Annotated in this window: 22 protein-coding genes; 19 read left to right on the forward strand and 3 right to left on the reverse strand. The window is 39.1% G+C overall.

The window, feature by feature from the left end; genetic code table 11:
• The 7 genes from AC27HL_RS01125 to AC27HL_RS01155 all read left to right on the forward strand — a co-directional run bounded on the left by AC27HL_RS01125 (position 1) and on the right by AC27HL_RS01155 (position 4376).
• Positions 1 to 99 carry a JAB domain-containing protein gene (locus AC27HL_RS01125; RefSeq protein WP_487078361.1) on the forward strand — a complete coding sequence of 33 codons (99 nt, stop codon included), beginning with the start codon at positions 1 to 3 and terminating at the stop codon, positions 97 to 99.
• A 39-nt stretch (positions 100 to 138) separates the two neighbouring features.
• Complete coding sequence (locus tag AC27HL_RS01130) at positions 139 to 462, forward strand: PilZ domain-containing protein (RefSeq protein WP_487078363.1); 324 nt, start codon at positions 139 to 141, stop codon at positions 460 to 462.
• 85 nt (positions 463 to 547) lie between these two features.
• Positions 548 to 1216: an AAA family ATPase gene (locus AC27HL_RS01135; RefSeq protein ID WP_487078365.1), complete on the forward strand. Its 669-nt coding sequence runs from the start codon at positions 548 to 550 to the stop codon at positions 1214 to 1216.
• Positions 1203 to 1589: a hypothetical protein gene (locus AC27HL_RS01140; protein WP_487078367.1), complete on the forward strand. Its 387-nt coding sequence runs from the start codon at positions 1203 to 1205 to the stop codon at positions 1587 to 1589. The genes AC27HL_RS01135 and AC27HL_RS01140 overlap by 14 nt, the downstream gene beginning before the upstream one ends.
• Before the next feature lie 238 nt (positions 1590 to 1827).
• Positions 1828 to 2064, forward strand: a complete 237-nt coding sequence (rpmB, locus tag AC27HL_RS01145) for a 50S ribosomal protein L28 (RefSeq protein WP_159822134.1) — start codon at positions 1828 to 1830, stop codon at positions 2062 to 2064.
• 9 nt (positions 2065 to 2073) lie between these two features.
• Positions 2074 to 2229: a 50S ribosomal protein L33 gene (gene rpmG / locus AC27HL_RS01150; RefSeq protein WP_033078277.1), complete on the forward strand. Its 156-nt coding sequence runs from the start codon at positions 2074 to 2076 to the stop codon at positions 2227 to 2229.
• 383 nt (positions 2230 to 2612) lie between these two features.
• Positions 2613 to 4376 (forward strand): metallophosphoesterase family protein, encoded by a 1764-nt coding sequence (locus AC27HL_RS01155; protein ID WP_487078369.1) that lies wholly within the window; start codon positions 2613 to 2615, stop codon positions 4374 to 4376.
• Positions 4377 to 4469: 93 nt separating this feature from the next.
• Here the strand turns inward: AC27HL_RS01155 and AC27HL_RS01160 are convergent, their stop codons facing one another.
• Positions 4470 to 6212 (reverse strand): DUF885 domain-containing protein, encoded by a 1743-nt coding sequence (locus AC27HL_RS01160; RefSeq protein ID WP_487078371.1) that lies wholly within the window; start codon positions 6210 to 6212, stop codon positions 4470 to 4472.
• Positions 6213 to 6345: 133 nt separating this feature from the next.
• Between AC27HL_RS01160 and AC27HL_RS01165 the strand changes: the two genes are divergently transcribed.
• The 4 genes from AC27HL_RS01165 to AC27HL_RS01180 all read left to right on the forward strand — a co-directional run bounded on the left by AC27HL_RS01165 (position 6346) and on the right by AC27HL_RS01180 (position 9648).
• Positions 6346 to 6843, forward strand: coding sequence for a hypothetical protein (locus AC27HL_RS01165; protein WP_487078373.1), 498 nt, complete (start codon positions 6346 to 6348; stop codon positions 6841 to 6843).
• A gap of 63 nt (positions 6844 to 6906) precedes the next feature.
• Positions 6907 to 7791 (forward strand): ATP-grasp domain-containing protein, encoded by an 885-nt coding sequence (locus AC27HL_RS01170; RefSeq protein WP_487078375.1) that lies wholly within the window; start codon positions 6907 to 6909, stop codon positions 7789 to 7791.
• Position 7792: 1 nt separating this feature from the next.
• Complete coding sequence (gene mutM / locus AC27HL_RS01175; RefSeq protein WP_487078377.1) at positions 7793 to 8668, forward strand: bifunctional DNA-formamidopyrimidine glycosylase/DNA-(apurinic or apyrimidinic site) lyase; 876 nt, start codon at positions 7793 to 7795, stop codon at positions 8666 to 8668.
• A gap of 125 nt (positions 8669 to 8793) precedes the next feature.
• Positions 8794 to 9648: a hypothetical protein gene (locus AC27HL_RS01180; protein ID WP_487078379.1), complete on the forward strand. Its 855-nt coding sequence runs from the start codon at positions 8794 to 8796 to the stop codon at positions 9646 to 9648.
• A gap of 86 nt (positions 9649 to 9734) precedes the next feature.
• Here the strand turns inward: AC27HL_RS01180 and coaD are convergent, their stop codons facing one another.
• The gene (gene coaD / locus AC27HL_RS01185; protein ID WP_487078380.1) at positions 9735 to 10229 is read right to left on the reverse strand and encodes a pantetheine-phosphate adenylyltransferase; all 495 of its coding nucleotides are present in this window, start codon (positions 10227 to 10229) and stop codon (positions 9735 to 9737) included.
• A 228-nt stretch (positions 10230 to 10457) separates the two neighbouring features.
• Here coaD and AC27HL_RS01190 point away from each other — a divergent pair, with 228 nt between their 5' ends.
• Positions 10458 to 11114: a TetR/AcrR family transcriptional regulator gene (locus AC27HL_RS01190; protein ID WP_487078381.1), complete on the forward strand. Its 657-nt coding sequence runs from the start codon at positions 10458 to 10460 to the stop codon at positions 11112 to 11114.
• A 9-nt stretch (positions 11115 to 11123) separates the two neighbouring features.
• On the opposite strand, the gene AC27HL_RS01195 is transcribed toward AC27HL_RS01190, so the two are convergent.
• A complete protein-coding gene (locus tag AC27HL_RS01195) occupies positions 11124 to 11885 on the reverse strand; it encodes a 3-deoxy-D-manno-octulosonic acid kinase (protein ID WP_487078382.1) in 762 nt (253 codons plus the stop codon).
• A gap of 48 nt (positions 11886 to 11933) precedes the next feature.
• Between AC27HL_RS01195 and AC27HL_RS01200 the strand changes: the two genes are divergently transcribed.
• The 7 genes from AC27HL_RS01200 (at position 11934) to AC27HL_RS01230 (ending at position 17816) form a co-directional block, all read left to right on the forward strand.
• Positions 11934 to 13022 (forward strand): glycosyltransferase family 9 protein, encoded by a 1089-nt coding sequence (locus AC27HL_RS01200; protein ID WP_487078384.1) that lies wholly within the window; start codon positions 11934 to 11936, stop codon positions 13020 to 13022.
• A gap of 35 nt (positions 13023 to 13057) precedes the next feature.
• The gene (locus tag AC27HL_RS01205; protein ID WP_487078386.1) at positions 13058 to 13480 is read left to right on the forward strand and encodes a GNAT family N-acetyltransferase; all 423 of its coding nucleotides are present in this window, start codon (positions 13058 to 13060) and stop codon (positions 13478 to 13480) included.
• Entirely contained in the window at positions 13477 to 13920 is a 444-nt protein-coding gene (locus AC27HL_RS01210; protein ID WP_487078388.1) for an NUDIX domain-containing protein, read from the forward strand. The genes AC27HL_RS01205 and AC27HL_RS01210 overlap by 4 nt, the downstream gene beginning before the upstream one ends.
• Positions 13921 to 13977: 57 nt before the next feature.
• Positions 13978 to 14571 (forward strand): PepSY domain-containing protein, encoded by a 594-nt coding sequence (locus AC27HL_RS01215; protein WP_487078390.1) that lies wholly within the window; start codon positions 13978 to 13980, stop codon positions 14569 to 14571.
• Positions 14572 to 14657: 86 nt separating this feature from the next.
• Positions 14658 to 15092, forward strand: a complete 435-nt coding sequence (locus AC27HL_RS01220; RefSeq protein WP_487078391.1) for a hypothetical protein — start codon at positions 14658 to 14660, stop codon at positions 15090 to 15092.
• Positions 15093 to 15104: 12 nt separating this feature from the next.
• Positions 15105 to 15668, forward strand: a complete 564-nt coding sequence (locus AC27HL_RS01225; protein WP_487079863.1) for an alpha/beta hydrolase family protein — start codon at positions 15105 to 15107, stop codon at positions 15666 to 15668.
• 228 nt (positions 15669 to 15896) lie between these two features.
• Positions 15897 to 17816, forward strand: coding sequence for a M6 family metalloprotease domain-containing protein (locus AC27HL_RS01230; protein ID WP_487078393.1), 1920 nt, complete (start codon positions 15897 to 15899; stop codon positions 17814 to 17816).
• Positions 17817 to 17826 lie beyond the last annotated feature (10 nt).

Below are 17826 nucleotides of genomic sequence, written 5' to 3' on the forward strand. Positions count from 1 at the left end.
GTGCTGGCACTGGTCGATATTACCGTGCTTGATCATATAATAGTTGCGGGTTGTCGTTGTTATTCGTATGCTGAACATGGTCGAATAAATGCACAATAATCGGCTAGATTGAAATCACGGTGTTTACAAGGAGTCTCTATGAGCGTTATTGACAATACGAAAGATAATGAAGAAAACGAACGTCGACAGGCTTTTCGAATTGATATGGAAAAAGAGTTAGTTGATATTGTTTGGACTGATGCCAAAGGTGATGAACAGCGAAAAAAAATTGCCTGCTTAGATTTTTCACGTGGCGGTTTAAAAGTGGATTGTGATTGTGAAATAGCAACTAATACCCAAGTCACTATTATATTTAAGGCCGCTAACCCGAATAGCCAGAAACTTTTTGGCCAAGTAGTTCGTTGTATCAAACAAGAAAACGGTTGGTTTGAGGTTGCAATGCAGCTTACTGACTTAGCTTAAATATTCGAGTGTAAGTTGACTGTTAATTATTGAACTATAATGAAATGGTTGTTGTATTTGTAGTAGTAAACAAGGAATTAGCAAAATGATGATTTTAGTAGGCGGGGAAAAAGGCGGAAGTGGTAAAAGCTGCCTAGCACAAAATTTAGCTGTGTATTTTGCCCGAGAGAAGAAAGCCATTGTCTTAATGGTTGATTGTGACCCCCAACGTACCACGTCTGATTGGATACAAGCACGTAATGCTGATCCTTCCTTACCCGCAATTAATTGTATTCAGCTTTATGGTAAAATTCGTAATGATTTATTAAGTTTAAACCAACACTACGATTATGTTGTGGTTGATTGTGGCGGCCAAGATAATTTAGCACTACGAGCGGCAATGTCTGTAGCTGATCACGTTGTTATTCCGTTACGACCTAAACGCCGTGATTTAAAAACCGTTCCACATATGGAAGACATGCTAAGCACCTGTAAAATGGTCAATCCAAAAATGTTGGCATCGTTTGTTATTACTCAGTGTCCTTCACTACCTAATCAAGCAGGGCGAATTTTAGAAGCAAAAGATGTTTGTAGCTCATATGGGATTAATGTATTAAATGCTGTGACTTTTAATCGTAACGTTTATGATGATAGTGAAGAGTTAGGTTCTTCAGTGTTAGAAATTGAGCCTGATGGTAAAGCAGCTGCAGAAATGAAGGCAATAGCAGAAGAGCTATTAGCGATGAAACCGGACAACTCCCATGAGTTTAACTGATCTAAAAAAATCCAAGGACGGGCCGAAGAAAAAGAAGCAATTCACTGTTGATGAATTTATTGCAGATGCGGAAAATTATGCGCAGGGCAAACCTAAAATTGTTAGCTCTGAGCAGAAAGACTTGTCTTTACAAGAAGCCATTTTGGCGGCAAAAGCGCATGTTAAGCAAAAGCAAGAACACAAAGCTGATAGTGGTCGACGCTTTCGCCATGCAACTTTTACCCTGAGTGAATCAGCAATAGAACAATTACAAGAATTGTCTATTGATAGCAAGTTGGCGAAATCTCATATCATTCGAATTTTGATTGATGAATTGTGTAATCAGGATCAAAAAGAAAAATTAACCAAATTATTGGCGTCTAAAATAGGCTAAATTTGCTTTAATATTACTCGACTCGGATGATATTGCAGCAAAAAGTGACCTGCTTAGTGAGTTTTTATTTGGTTAAGGTTATGAATTTTAAAGGTTTTTAAATCTATCTGCTTTAAATTGGATTAAAGCTGGTATTCGTTTTTCAGTTTCTCTATAATATGCCACCTTTTTCAGGATCCCGAGGCGACGGTCTTGGGGAAATATAGCTCGAGCTGAAATTAATTTTGGAGTGACTCACATGTCTAAAGTTTGCCAAGTAACAGGCAAAAAGCCAGTCGTAGGGAACAACCGTTCTCACGCAAGAAACGCAACACGTCGTCGTTTCTTACCTAACCTTCAATCTCACCGTTTTTGGGTTGAGAGTGAAAACCGTTTCGTTAAATTACGTTTAACTCCGAAAGGAATGCGTATTATCGATAAAAAAGGTATTGATGCAGTATTAACTGACATTCGTGCCCGTGGCGAAAAAGTTTAAGGAATTACAATGCGTGATAAAATTCGTTTAGTTTCTAGTGCTGGTACAGGTCATTTTTATACTACTGATAAGAATAAAAAGACTATGCCAGAAAAAATGGAAATCAAAAAGTTTGATCCTAAAGCACGTAAGCACGTGATTTATAAAGAAGCTAAAATCAAATAATTGATAACTTCTGATTTAAAAACCCGGTTCTTACCGGGTTTTTTATTGCCCGTAACAACTACTCTTGTCGATACCTTCCATCCCACTTTATATTTGCTTACGTTTATCTGCTGGTGGAAAGTTGTCATGATAAATTCATCTGATATACACTTAATGACAGAAAAATAAATTGTCGTCGTGAACTTTTATAGTTTAACGCAAAGGCAAAATAAGTTGTTTTCGGAGTTATTATCAGTACAGCGCATGAAATTCCAGCTATTATTGCTGGTCCTATTGTTAGGCATATTAGCCAGCAGCAGCTAACATTTTGGTTAGTAACGAGTAAGTCCTACACGCTGCAATTTCAACTATTTACTGGCAGCAATAATGCACCGGTGCATAACATGGTATTAGCTGCTGAGCAGCACCAGCAAGTGCCTATTGGTGAACATGCAATTGTTAACTTAGTTTCAATAAGCTTTACTGAGCCACTGGCTCTTGATCAGTTACTTTCTTATAACTTTTTATTGTTAGCAAATGGGCAGCAGCATTCATTAGTTGAGCTGATGCCCGAGCTGTTATATCCCAACCAGCAGTACCCAAATTTTATTATAAAATCTGATGTAAAGCAGATGTTGCATGGCTCCTGTCGTAAGCCGCATTTTGATAGTGGTGATGGCTTAGTTCAGGTTGACCATGTTATTGCCGATTCTGTTCTTGATGCAGAAGCTAGGCCTGCTATGTTAATGATGTCTGGCGATCAAATTTATGCAGATGATGTGGCGGGACCAACGCTAGTAGCGATACATCAAGTGATTGAATTGCTAGGTTTATATGATGAGCAATGGCAGGGCACTGTGGTAAATTCTAGCGATGAACTTTTTGCTAGCCCACTTTGTTATTATCAACGTGATCAGCTGCTACCACATGACTCTGCCAATAAAGCGGTTTATGACAAAATATTTGCCGCCAGCAAAAAACCGATATTTACCTCGGTGAATGCGAAAAATCATTTGGTTACCCTAGCAGAAGTGTTTGCTATGTATTTACTGACATGGTCACCTGTGATGTGGCGCTTTGTTGATGTAGAAGCTCATAAGATAGCTGATGAATTTTTAGATACCTATGGCAAAGAAGCTAAAATTATTGCGCGATTTGTTGATGGCTTATCTGTGGTGAGCCGAGCATTAGCGCATATTCCAACCTATATGATATTTGATGATCATGACATTACCGATGATTGGAACTTAACTCGGGGTTGGGAAGAGGCAGCTTATGGACACCCGTTTTCAAAGCGTATTATAGGCAACACTTTAATTGGTTATTGGTTATGCCAAGGTTGGGGTAATGCGCCAGACAAATTTACAGAATTTAATCAGAGAGCGTGTCAGTACTTTACTGATGGTCAATACCGTCAGCAAGATGAATTAATCGATAGCTTACTTGCCTGGGAACAGTGGCATTACAGTTTGGCTACATCGCCAAAGGTTATCGTACTTGATACCCGCACCCAGCGCTGGCGTTCAGAAAGTAATGCTGGCAAACCATCTGGACTAATGGATTGGGAAGCCTTGTCGGAACTACAGCAGGAGCTGATTAATCAACCTGAGGTTATTTTGGTTTCTCCTGCGCCGATATATGGTGTCAAAATGATAGAAACTATCCAACGAGTATTTACCTTCCTAGGAAAGCCATTGGTAGTGGATGCTGAAAACTGGATGGCACATTCTGGTACCGCTAACGTAATGCTGAATATTTTTCGCCACCACAAAACGCCACCGCATTTTATTATTCTTTCTGGTGATGTACATTACTCGTTTTTTTACGAGGTTACTCATAGGTTTAGGAGAAATAGTTCACGTATTTTCCAAATCACATCAAGTGGTATTAAAAACCAATTCCCAAGTGGCCTATTACGTTGGTTAGAGCGTTTAAATCGCTATTTATATGCTACGTATTCACCATTGAATTGGTTTACTAAACGCCGGCGTATGAAAGTGAAAGTACGTAAGCCTGACCCCGAAAGTAATAATACCTTAGTGAACCAAAGTGGCATTGGTTTAATTACCCTGACTAATGACGAGCAAGTGGTTAAAGCTGAGCTGTTAACAGCAAACAATGAGCGCTTGTTGTTTCATCCATTAATATCAAATGAACGAGAAGATTAGCTCTTTTTTCAGTTACATCGTGCCCAATAAAAAAGGAGAAAGCACATCATGTGTTTTCTCCTTTATTTTTATCAATCGAATAATGATTCTATTTTAAGCTTTTTGTTGCTTAATCCAATCCATGGTTAACTCTTCAAGCAATGCCATCGGTAAGCTACCATTTTTCAACATTTGGTCATGAAAGGCTCTAATATCGAACTTGTCACCTAATGCTTGCTCAGCTTTGGCACGTAATTGGCGAATTTTAATTTCACCAATTTTGTACGACAAAGCCTGTGCTGGCCAGCTGATGTAGCGATCGATTTGGCCAATAACATCAGCCATGCTTAAGGCAGTATTCTCAGCTAAATAATCAATCGCTTGTTGGCGCGTCCAACCTTTTGCATGAATACCGGTATCAACCACTAAACGGCACGCGCGCCATGCTTCATAGGTTAAGCGGCCAAAATCACTGTAAGGGTCTTGATAAAAGCCAATTTCTTTGCCTAAGCGTTCAGAATATAAGCCCCAACCTTCACCATAAGCAGCGTGGTAAAGCGTTTTGCGAAATTCAGCCATATCAACTTCTTGGGCAATAGCACTTTGAAAATGATGGCCGGGCTCGGCCTCATGAAACGTTAACGCTTCTAAGGTATATAAAGGCTGGCTTTTTAAGTCTTTAGTGTCTAAAAAGTAAGTGCCTGAAGTAGTACCACTGCCGTCAGAAGCAACGTAATATGCACCACCATTCGGACTAGATTTAATATCAAATGTTGAGCGAGGTAATACCGAGAACCATTTCGGTAATTGCGCTGCCATCTTACGGGCGATATAGCTGGCTTTTTCAATCATATCCATGGCACTGTTAGTATAAAACTGCTCATCTGTGCGTAGGAATTGAATAAAGTCTTTAAACTCACCATTAAAGCCGACTTCCTTGATGATTTGCTGCATTTCTTGGCGAATCCGTTTAACTTCATCTAGGCCTATCTGGTGTATTTCGTCTGCGCTTAAGTTGGTGGTGGTGTAGTATTCGATTAAATATTGATAGTAGTCATCCCCCCCTTTTACGCTGCTGATACCGGCCGTTGTGCGACAATTAGTCATGTACTCTTGGGTAAAGAAATCGTAAAAGGCTTGGTATTCAGGTAATACGGTATCAACAATTAAAGTTTTTACTTGTTGGCGATATTTTTCTTGAGCTGCTGCTGAAATAGTCTTTGGCATATTTTTCATAGGAGCATAAAAAACACTGTCTTCAACATTGGCTACTAAATGTTTACTGATAGACTTTTCATAACCTTTAAAGCTTTCACAATAATGGGTATGACCTAAAGCGATTGCTTGCTTCATATCAACTATATGTTCTTGGTTGTACCTTGGGTAATCTGCCAGACTAATCAAGTAGTTGCTATAGTCTTTTTCGGTAAGAAATGACATATTAGCCGGCGCACCAGCAAAGTAGCTATGAAAGCCTGAATAATAGGTTAACGGATAAAGGTGGTCTTGATATTGGTAGCTTTTGGCTTCTGCTTCGCGCTCGTATTTAAATAAGCGATATGTCACTTGGTCGGCAGCAGATAACTTATCGACATCAATATTTGCCATGCGCGCCAATAATTCGTTGTTATATTTTGAGCGACGTTCGCGACCTTTCGCCGACATTTCTGGCAATTTGCCATTCATCCGAAAAGCGTCAGGGTCTTTACGGAAGAATATTTGTTCTTTATTGGCTGTTTGCCAGTGCTCATCAAGTAGCTGTGAAAACTGCTTGTTGGCTTGATTGGCAACTGCATTTGCTGCACTGAATAAGCCAGCAAACATGAATATGCCAGCACCTAATTGTTTTAATTTCATATGAAGGCCTTGCGTTAGGTTTGGTATTTTTATAATTGGATACAATATTCGTGCTTGCTAGTGTAAAGCTAAGTACAATTAAGCTCAATTATTTCGTATGATGTTGGTTGGTTTTAATGTTTATTGTGATGTCATGATCAAATTGTCAAAAACGGGCTGGAATAATGTCATTATTTTTGCGGTAATGGGCTTTATTTTGTTAATTAATGCCACCCATGAAAACGTTTACTCGCCGAATAATAGCGGTGATAAAAATATTGATGAACAGGTAGCGTTGATTGGGCCGCAACAGGTTATTTTAACCTTAAATATTAGTAATAGTGTGGTTATTGAACGTATTGGTCGCACGTGGCGGGCGCTGCCAGCTCGAATTTCAGGGCAAGCTTTAGAGCAAATGATGATGTCTTGGCAGCAAACAAGTGGGCAATTAATGGCGCAAGCACCTGAAGTAGATCAACAATTTGCCTTGAAAGTAAAACTTGATATTGCTGGCCTTGATGAGCCAATGCAGTTAAGCGTTTTTGCCACTGACCAACAATTGTTGGTTTTTAACCCGTTGTCTGAGCAATGGTTGGTGTTACCGATTGCATTGTATAGTCAGTTATTTCCACCAGAAATCTTCACTAATTAACCAGCATTTAGGTTAATTAGTTACCGTTATTTATTATCGCTTTTCAATTACAGGTAAGAAATTATGAGAAAGTGTGCAATTTTATCTATGGACAGCTTGGCTGACTTTGAAGTTTATGATTATTTAATTGATGAGCCGTTAAATGCTTTGGGTTGGCAAACTGATGTGGTTTCTTGGCGAGATAGTCAGGTCAATTGGTCAGACTATCAGGTAGTTATCATTCGAAGCCCGTGGGACTATCAAGATGATATGGAAAATTTTCTTAACGTGTTGACGAAAATTGAGCAATCAACGGCTCGGCTGGAAAATAGTTTGGCGGTTGTTAAGTGGAACATCAATAAAGACTATCTAAAGTGCTTAGAAAACGATGGCGTTACTATTGTACCAACCCTTTGGCCAGAAGCATTTTCAGCTAGTAATATGGCGGGGTATTTTTCACATTTTGCTACCGAGCAAATAGTGCTTAAACCGCGGGTAAGTGCCAATGCTGATAATACCTTTTGGCTAAGTAAAGATAATTACCAAGAGAAAATTCCTGAGTTGCAAAGCGCGTTTGCTGACCGTGAACTAATGGTTCAACCTTTTATGGCTGATATTTGTCAAGAGGGTGAGTATTCACTGTTTTACTTTAATGGAGAGTTAAGCCATACCATATTAAAAACACCGGCCAAGGGTGACTTTCGCGTGCAAGAAGAACATGGTGGCGGCTTATTAGCGGTAGCACCTGAGCCAGCATTACAAGCGGCGGCAAATAATACCATGCAAGCTATAAGCAAATTACATGGCGAATTACTGTTTGCTCGTATTGATTTTGTTCGTCATCAAGATACTTTTGCGCTGATGGAAGCGGAACTGATTGAACCGTCATTATATTTCAATATGGACGCTGAATCCCCGCAACGTTTTGTTGATGCTTTTGCGGTGCGCATCGCCGAAGGTAATAAATAAAATGCCAGAATTGCCAGAAGTAGAAGTTTGCCGCTTAGGCATTACGCCGCATATCAGCGGACAAAAAGTTGAGCATGTTATTGTTAGAAATGCCAAATTGCGTTGGCCAATCCCTGAAGCAGTGCATGGCATAATAGGAAAAACCCTAGAGAATATCGAACGACGTTCAAAATATTTATTGCTGCGATTTTCCAGCGGCACTTTGCTATTACACCTAGGCATGTCAGGCTCCGTACGAATATTAGAGCAAGGCACTCCAGAGACCAAACATGATCATTTTGAACTTATATTTGATAATGAAAAAATGCTGCGCCTGAACGACCCGCGTCGTTTTGGTGCTGTGCTGTGGTTTCCAGAACATCATGATCAACAAGGTTTGTTGGCAAAGTTAGGGCCTGAGCCATTAAGTGATGACTTTACCTATGGGCATTTATTTGCCAAAGCCAGTAACCGTAAAGTGCCAGTTAAAACTTTTCTTATGGATAACCACGTTGTTGTTGGTGTTGGTAATATTTATGCCAATGAATCGTTATTTATTGCCAGTATTCATCCGGCGACACCAGTGAATTGTATTAGTGAAGAAAAATTTAATGAGCTAACTGATATTATTAAACAGGTATTGGCGGCAGCGATTGAACAAGGGGGCACAACCCTGAAAGACTTTACTCAGGTTGATGGCAAACCGGGTTATTTTGCACAAAAACTCTATGTTTATGGCCGCGCGGGTGAAAAATGCGATGGTTGCCAAAGTGTTTTAGAAGAAATAAGGCAATCAAATCGTAGTTCTGTATTTTGTCCACAATGCCAAGTATTGCCCAAACTGAAGGTAAAGGCGAAGAAAAAAGTGAAATCAGCGAAGGTAAAAACAAGTCAATAGATAATTTAGTGAAAAGCTGCTGATGAGCTGCGAAATTGAAATATTTTGCGCCTGATCAACAGCTTATTTTCAATAATGTTTTACAATCATTTTATAAGGTTGTTACTTGAGGAAGTATAAACACTATGAGATGGATTTATTTTATTGTCCTGCAAGCCATTATTGCCCTAGTAATAGCTGTAGTTGTTTATCAGCATGATGACAAGGCAGCTATTGTTAAAACACCGCCAAAAGCGTTAGCGCAGTGGTACAAACCAGAAAACAAACGCCAAGTTTGGCTGCACAATATGTTTAAGCTTCGCCGCGAAATGCAAGCAGTGGCTTTTTATGCTAAGCAAGAAGACAATGAGCATTTGCAAAAATGGGCAAGTTCGTTAAATGAGCATTATCTCAAAATAGCAGACATGGTGCCGAGTTGGGAGAAAAAACTCGATAAACTAACGCTTGTTAACTTAACGCAAAGCGTTGCGGAGAAAAGTTACGCTGATGTGCTTACTTCTGTTAAAGCCTTGCAAGAAAACTGTGACGCTTGCCATAATGATTATCAAGCCATTACTGCGTTAACTTACCGTGCTCCTGACTTTTCAGGCATTGAGGTAGCATCTGAGCAATCTTTTAATGGCCATATGCAGACGTTAATCACCCATGTAAATCAGATCAAAATTGCCTCAACTGATGGCATGACAGAGCTAGCATTAGCATCATTAGCTGATCTTAAACAAGATATGCAATCGCTTGGACAAGTTTGTACTGATTGCCATAAAAAAGACAAAAAGCCATACCCAAGCGCGCAAATGAACAACACGCTTTTAAGCTTAGAAAATAGTTTGAAAGAGGGTACACTTAAAGAGCAAGGACGAGATTTAGGTACCTTAGCTGTACTTGCTTGTGCACGTTGTCATGGTACGCATAGGTTAGTAACGGGAGCTAACAACTTATTGTCAAAAGAGCAAAGTTTAGCGGAGTTGTTAAAGCATTAACGTTATTCAGCCCAAATATGGGAAGAGTTTAAAATAACCTCTTCCCATAGCTTCATAATGCTTGAGTTTATCTCGTAGAGTTTCGTTTATATGTTTTTCTTTTGCTGTAATGAGCTCTCAAGTGCTTGCTTTACCACCGGATGAACAAACTGGCTAACATCCCCATTATGTAAGGCGACTTCTTTCACTAACGTTGAAGAAATGAATGAATTTTCTTCTGCAGGCGTTAAAAATACTGATTCTAGATCAGGTGATAACCGACGGTTCATATTTGCGAGTTGAAATTCATATTCAAAATCAGATACCGCACGTAAGCCACGAATTAAAACATTGGCTTGATGTTTTTTAGCAAAGTCGACCAATAAACCACTAAAACCAACCACAGTAACATTGGGCAGATGTTTCGTTACCGCTTCTAATAACTCCACACGTTGTGCTAAATCGAATCTAGGTTTCTTGCTGGGGCTAGCTGCAATACCAACAATTACTTCGCCAAATAAACGACTAGCTCGCTCTATTAAATCGGCATGACCATTAGTGACGGGATCAAAGGTTCCCGGGTAAATTGCTTTTACTGACATAATGTTAAATGTGTTTAAGAATATTAGTTGTCATTGTAATAGCTGTTGATATGAAACTCAAAACGCAATTTTTTTCTTAAATTATATTGAAGAAACAAAGCAAGAATGGGGACTGGCAACAGTTTAGATAAAATTTGCTTAAAGTATTTACTCGAAATGCTTTAATTTTGGCTAATTTTGATAGTATGATAGAAAAATCTAGGTCAATAAATACGAGAAGTAGTATCGATGAAAACTCGGGATAAAATAATTCAAGCCAGTATTGCATTATTTAATGAACAAGGTGAACGTAATGTTACCACGAATCACATTGCTGCCGACCTTGGTATAAGCCCAGGCAACCTTTATTACCACTTCCGCAATAAAGAAGACATTATTCTCTCTATTTATGAAGAATATGCGCGTAATTTATTAATTGAAACCATGCCGGAAGTCAGCCCTGACGTAAAACCACTTGACGCCATTATTTTATATATGGATGTAGTATTTCAGGCAATGATGAAGTTCCGCTTTTTCTACAGTAACTTACCAGTGTTATTGGCAAAAAATCCATTGTTGCATGACAAATATGTCGAAGTACAAGGCTTTATAGCGCAGCGTGTAAGTGAGTTGTTACTTTCATTGCGTGAAGCAAATATGATGGAGTTTGCTGATGAAGATTTACCTGATATTGTCAGTATATTACGTTTAGTAAATACGTTTTGGTTAAGCTTCTATCAAACGCAAAATAATGACACTGAGATTAATGACGCAGTATTTTATCAAGGCGTTTTAAAAATATTAGTGATCATACAACCATATATTAGTGATTCAGCGCGTAACGAATTTTTAGAAGCTCGGGCTATGTATCGCCAACGATGCCAAGACAGTCTTAACGCTGCTTAAAACGTAATCTTATGAACTTGACTGGTAACCGCCTAAAAGTGCTTGCCAGTTTTCTTCTTGCCATTGAAAATTAGCTACCCTATTCACTTCTTTGCGAAATGAACGTAATAATCTTGCCATATTCTCTTCAGGCCATTTATTTTTATGCGATCGTTGCTCGCCTCGGTCAAAATCTATTAGCCAAACTTGGTTGTTATCATCAACTAAAATGTTATGGGCGTTTAAGTCGTGATGATAAATACCTTGCTGATGAAACGCTTTAATTATTTGACCAATTTGCTGCCAAAGTTGGTTATCTATCGAACTCTTACTAAGAATACCGACTAAATCGTTGGCGTTTTCGATGCGTGATGATAATAAATCTGCGCGATAAAATAAGCCTTGTTTAATAATGCGAAAAGCAACCGGTTTTGGCGCCGGTAAACCTAACGCTCGCATGGTTTTCAATAAGGAAAATTCTCGTGCTGCACGGGTGTTTTCTATACCGGTAAAAAAATATTGGTCGTTAATTACCTTACCAATTAAACCACCGCGATAGTAATGGCGTAGCACCCAATTTCTAGCCTCATTATTAGCATTTTCTGTGGCTATAAACCAAGTTGTGCCACGTCCTTGGGCACTGCCAACGATGGCATTTTTTTCTTGCCAGTATTCTCCATCAAGCATTTCTGGAGAAAAGTCACCAATTTCTAGGTGATCGTATTGGCAATAAACATTGCCTTTTTGGAAAGTTTCTTGCTGACAGGGTTTTACAATTGCAGGCTGGTTCAAGATAATAGACCTATATTATATATCTGCTCCTATTGTGGTGATTCCTTTATGCTGGGTCAATTATCTGTACCAAAAAATTTATGTTTATTACGTTTATCGGCAATCGGTGATGTTTGTCATGCGGTTGCTATGGTGCAAAACATCCAGCGACAGTGGCCGGAAACGAAAATTACTTGGGTTATTGGCAAGGTAGAAGCGAGTTTGTTACAAGGGTTGGATGGTGTTGAATTTATTATCTTTGATAAACGAGCGGGTATAAAAGGTTATCAAAGCTTACGTCGACAATTAAAGGGGCGTGAATTTGATGTGTTATTGCATATGCAAGTGGCACTTAGAGCCAGTATTGCAAGTTTATGTATTCCTGCGAAAGTAAAAATTGGTTTTGATAGCCAACGGGCGAAAGAAGGTCAATGGTTATTCAGTAATAAAAAAATTGCTGCTCAAGCTGAACCACATGTATTAGACGGCTTTATGGGCTTTGCCCAAGCACTTGGCTTAGAAGTAACCCCGCCACTATGGAAAATGCCAATAACCGACACTGACCAGTTGTGGGCAAGCGAGACATTAAGCAACCATAATCCGGGTAATAAACCAATAGCAGTGATTTGTCCGGCTGCAAGTAAAGCAGAGCGTAATTGGCATGCTGAAGGTTATTCTCAAAGTGCGAAACATTTAACAATGAAAGGTTTTAAAGTTGTTATTTGTGGCGGGCCAACGACCATGGAAAAGTTGCTGGCAGAAGCTATTATCAGTCGCAGTGAGTTCAGTCAGGGCGATAATGAAATAGTTAACTTGGTTGGAAAAACAAGCTTAAAGCAATTATTGGCAGTATTGAAAATTGCGCACTTAGTGATAGCCCCAGATACTGGGCCAGCACACATGGCCGTTACCGTTGGTACACCCGTTATTGGTTTATACGCACATAGTAATCCAAAACGCACAGGGCCATATTTATATCCTCAATATGTTGTCAGTGCTTATGAATCTGCTATTCAATTACAATATAATCAAAGTGTTAGTGAGTTACCTTGGGGAACGCGCGCTAAAGGTAAAGACTTAATGATGCAAATTAGCATCACTCAAGTTAATAAGACCATTGATCGAGTCATTTGTGATAATTACCCTGAATTACTGTAAAGACAATTTTCAGCTTTATGACGACAAGGATGTGAATGAAAGTTATCTACAGTTTTTCTGCGAAGCATATTGAGCAGGTTTATCTATTACACAAACAAGCATGGTGGAGCAGTGGTCGCTCAATTGTAGATACCAAAAAATGTATTGAAGGCTCGCAAGTTTGTATTGGCATACTGGATAACAATGAAAACCTAATTGCCTTTACCCGTGTTATCACTGACTATATTTTTAAAGCCATCATCTTTGATGTGATTGTTGATAAGGCTCACCGTAACTTAGGATTAGGGCAGCAATTAATGCAGTTGCTTAAAAATCATGAGCGGCTACGTAGTGTGCAGCACTTTGAATTATATTGTTTACCCGAGATGATCCCTTTCTATGAAAGCTTTGGTTTTTCTACCGATATTGATGGTATTAGGTTGATGCGTTGCGTTAATACGACAAAGGATAACGAGTGAAAAAATATGTTACCGGCTTTATGTTTTCTAAAAATTTAGAACATATTGTCTTGATCAAGAAAATAAATCCGATATGGCAACGGGGTTTATTAAATGGTATTGGCGGTAAAATTGAAACTAATGAAACCTCCATTGATGCTATGGTCAGAGAATTCACCGAAGAAACAGGAGTTAGCACTCAAGCAGCAGATTGGACTTGCTTTGCTAATGTATATCGGCCGAAGGTTTATGATGTTGATATGTACTTTGCCCAATCTAATCTCGCGTTTCAGGTGCAAAGCATTGAGCAAGAAGAAGTGCATATAATTAACGTTAATAAATTACCTGAAAATCTTATTCCCAATTTACGTTGGTTAATTCCACTGGCATTAGACCAACAGGCTGATTTTTCGGTTCCTGTTCGAATTCGTGAAATAGCACAAGAGCGCATGACTGCTTAACTGAATATAACATTAAGGCTTCATTGAAATACTATTATAAGGCGCATTAACAAGGTGATGAAAAGTAGAAAACTGCACAAAATTATTGGCCTCATTTTAGTGTTGCCTATGCTAGGTTGGACTATCACAGGTGTAATTTTTTTCATAAAACCTGGATATCAAGGCGCTTATGAACAACTATCAATAAAAACTTACTCACTTAACGATGCAATCCTTGTTCGGCCAAAAAGTGACTGGCAAGAAATGAAATTAGTCAGCAGCATTTTGGGTGACCATTTATTGGTAAAGGCTAATAATAAAACTGAACATCTAGACCCAAATTCATTCCTCCCTAAACCTGTACCGACCGAAATTGAGTTTAAAGCCTTATTAACCGATGCCTTTGCTCGCAATAGTGGACGTTATGGCGAAGTAATAAAATTGGATGGTTTATCTGCTCAAACCAATACCGGCATTGAGGTAAAGCTGGATTGGAATAACTTACGCTTAAGTCAAAAAGGTCAAGACACTCATTTAATAAACTTGCTTTATAAAGTGCATTATTTGCAATGGACATCGCATAAAGAGATAGATCAAGTGCTAGGAGTGTTGGGTTTAATCCTACTGATTTTATTAACAATTTTAGGTGTTAGGATTTATCTTAAAAAATAAACCTGTATTGTGAAGTCAACGGTATGGCTCAATGAATGAGCTGTTGTATCCAATTCTCTATTTTCAGTCATTTATAAGGATTTAAGATGAATAAAACCTTTATTGCATTATTTTTTTTGGAATTGCCGTTATTTGGTCATACGGCGGAACTTATTGCCGATAAAAGTGTTCTCGCTGAAAGAAACTGTTTTCGTCAAAACTATAGTGATTACGATACTTGGCGTGAGAGTATGGCTCAAAAGTATCAAAAGAAGTTTAAAACAGAAGCAAAAATAAAGCGTGCGTTAGCTCGCTTTGATAAAGCATTTAAGCAAGAGGCGTTCACTGCATATCAAGAGCAACTAACGTGTCAAACATTTGTATATTTGGTTGATGGTATTAAAGTGAAAGGCTTTATTATTCAAACCAAAAGTACCTCTAAAAAGTTACCTGTCGTGATTTATAACCGTGGTGGTAATGGCGATTTTGGTGCCGTTACCTTTGGCTCTATGATGCATAACTTGTTTCCAATTGCCGAGTAGGGTCTTGTTATTATTGGTAGCCAGTACCGTGGAACTTTTAATAAGAACAAAGCTGACGATGATGAGTTTGGTGGTAAAGATGTTGATGATGTTACGGCTTTGCTAGATTTGATCCCAAGCGCAGCTGGCGCAGATGATAAGCGCATAGGTATGTTAGGCGCGAGTCGTGGTGGTATGCAAACGTACTTAGCACTAAAGCAAACGAATAAAGTAAAAGCAGTCGCAGTAATTGCCGGTAAATCAGATGTTATTGTTGGCTTAAAACAACGACCAATAATGGAAAGGGTTTATAAGGAACGTATTCCAAAGTACGAACAAAACAAACAGGCCGAGCTTGAAAAACGTTCTGTACTTTATTGGCTTGATGAAATCCCTCAAGATGTGCCCATTTTATTACTTCATGGTATGTCTGACGAACGTGTTTCTGTTGAGCAATCTATAGCTTTGGCTGAAGCGTTAGAAAAAGCTGATATGCCGCATAAGCTGGTACTTTATCCCGGCGATAATCACGGACTAGTTCAAAATAAAGAGCAAGCAACAGAAGAAATTGTGACTTGGTTTAAAAAGTATTTGTAGTATTTCTCAGTTTTTTGAGCTTAAGAGTTAAGTTGTAATTAACTGATATTATTTACATTAGTTTGTTTTTTATAATATAACATGTCGGTAACCTACGAAAAAAAGTCGTTTATCTGCTAACAGGTCAACCACAATGTATGTTCATAATGTCTCCAAGGATATCGATGATAATTTGTTCTCGATATTCAACCATCACAATAATAATAATTGATTAACGAGGTGATAGAGATGAAGTTGAATACAAAAGTAGCCCTAGTGGCGGCCGCTATTGGCTTAGGTAGCCAATTCGCGGTAGCACCATCAGCAATGGCAAACCAAGCAAACCCAAACCCTATTCTGGAACGCCAACCTGATGGCACTATGATTGAAATTCGAGTTAAAGGTGATGAACACTTTAACTGGAATGAAGATAAAGATGGCTATACTATCTTGCGCCATAACGGTTGGTACAAGTATGCGACTAAAGAAAGTAATGGTCGTTTGAAAGCATCACCACATGTTGTTGGTCAAGCAAACCCGAAAGCATTAGGTTTACAAAAGAGACTAAAACCATCAAAGGCAGTGCAAGCACAATCATCAAAGAAAATTGCTAGTGCTAATGCAGATGCACCTCAACGTGTTACGCCAGTAGGTGCGGTTAATAACCTTGTTGTTATGATTCGTTTTGCTGATCACGCTGGACGTAACCTGCCTTCTGTCGCGCAAGTTGATACCCTATTTAATGCTATTGGTGGTGATCCAGTAATAGCACCTACGGGCAGTATTCGTGATTTATATCTTGAAAACTCGTATGGTCAGTTTCAGCTAAATTCCAGCGTTTATGCATGGATAACTTTGTCTGAAACTGAAGCATATTATGCCAATGGCCAATCAGGTGACCAAACGTTATGGGAAGGCTTACGAGAGGCGTTAACTCAGTTAGATCAAACGGTTGATTTTAGCAATTTTGATTCTGATGGTGATGGTAATATTGACGCTATAGCGTTTTTGCATTCGGGCTATGGTGCTGAATGGGGTGGTACCGATGTTGATGGCGCAGGTCAAAATGACCGTATTTGGTCACATCGTTGGGCAATGCAAAGTTCCGCCTGGACTTCCGCTGAAGGTGTTACCGTTAATGATTATCATATTAGTCCAGCTTTATGGAGTACGTCAGGATCTGAAATAGGCCGCATTGGTGTTATCGCCCATGAAACTGGGCATTTCTTTGGTCTACCTGATCTTTATGATACAGACGGAGGTGGCGCAGGTATTGGTTCTTTCGGCTTAATGGCTAACTCTTGGGATTTTGAAGGCACACAATATTGTCCACCACATTTTTCTCCATGGAGTAAAACGCAATTAGGCTGGTATACACCACAAGTAATTAATACAGCGGGTGAATACACATTACGTGAAGCTGAACACCACCCTGATGTTTATAAAATTACTCAAGGTTTCCCAAATGGTGAATATTTGCTTGTAGAAAATAGGCAGAATTCAGGTTTTGATTGTACGATGCCACAAGGAGGCCTTGCTATTTGGCATATCGATGAGCAGACCGGACATAATACGGAAGGTTATCCAGGGCAGAGAAATTGGCCACAAAATGGAAATCATTATCAAGTCGCATTATTGCAAGCTGATGGAGGATACGAACTTGAACAAGGCATAGATCGTGGCGATGCTGACGACCTATTCCATGGTCAAGGTAACGACGCTATAGCTGAAGGCCCTGGCGGTCACCCGAATACAGATACGTATCAAAATGGTTTGATTAACCAAACAGGTAATACTATAAGTAATATTAGTAACTCTGCGGCAAGTATGACCTTTTGTTTAAATGGTTGTGGCGGCACTGGTACAGGGTTACCAGCACCAAGCAATTTAACAGCTAATGTTACCACCTCGGGCAAAGGTAAAAATGCGACTAAGTCGGTAGCTTTGAGTTGGCAAGATAATGCAGCGACTGAAGATCAATACATTATCGAACGTTGCCTTGAAACAGGTAAAGGTAAGAGCAAAACATGCAATTTCAGTACATTGGCGACAGTTGGCGCTAATGTTACCAGTTTTATCGATGTGCCCGGTTCTGGTACGTTTAAGTATCGTGTAAAAGCAAGTAACAGCAGTGAAAACTCTGGTTATAGTAATGAAGTAAAAATATAATCTTATCGTT

The sequence above is a fragment of the Colwellia aquaemaris genome, assembly GCF_057548755.1.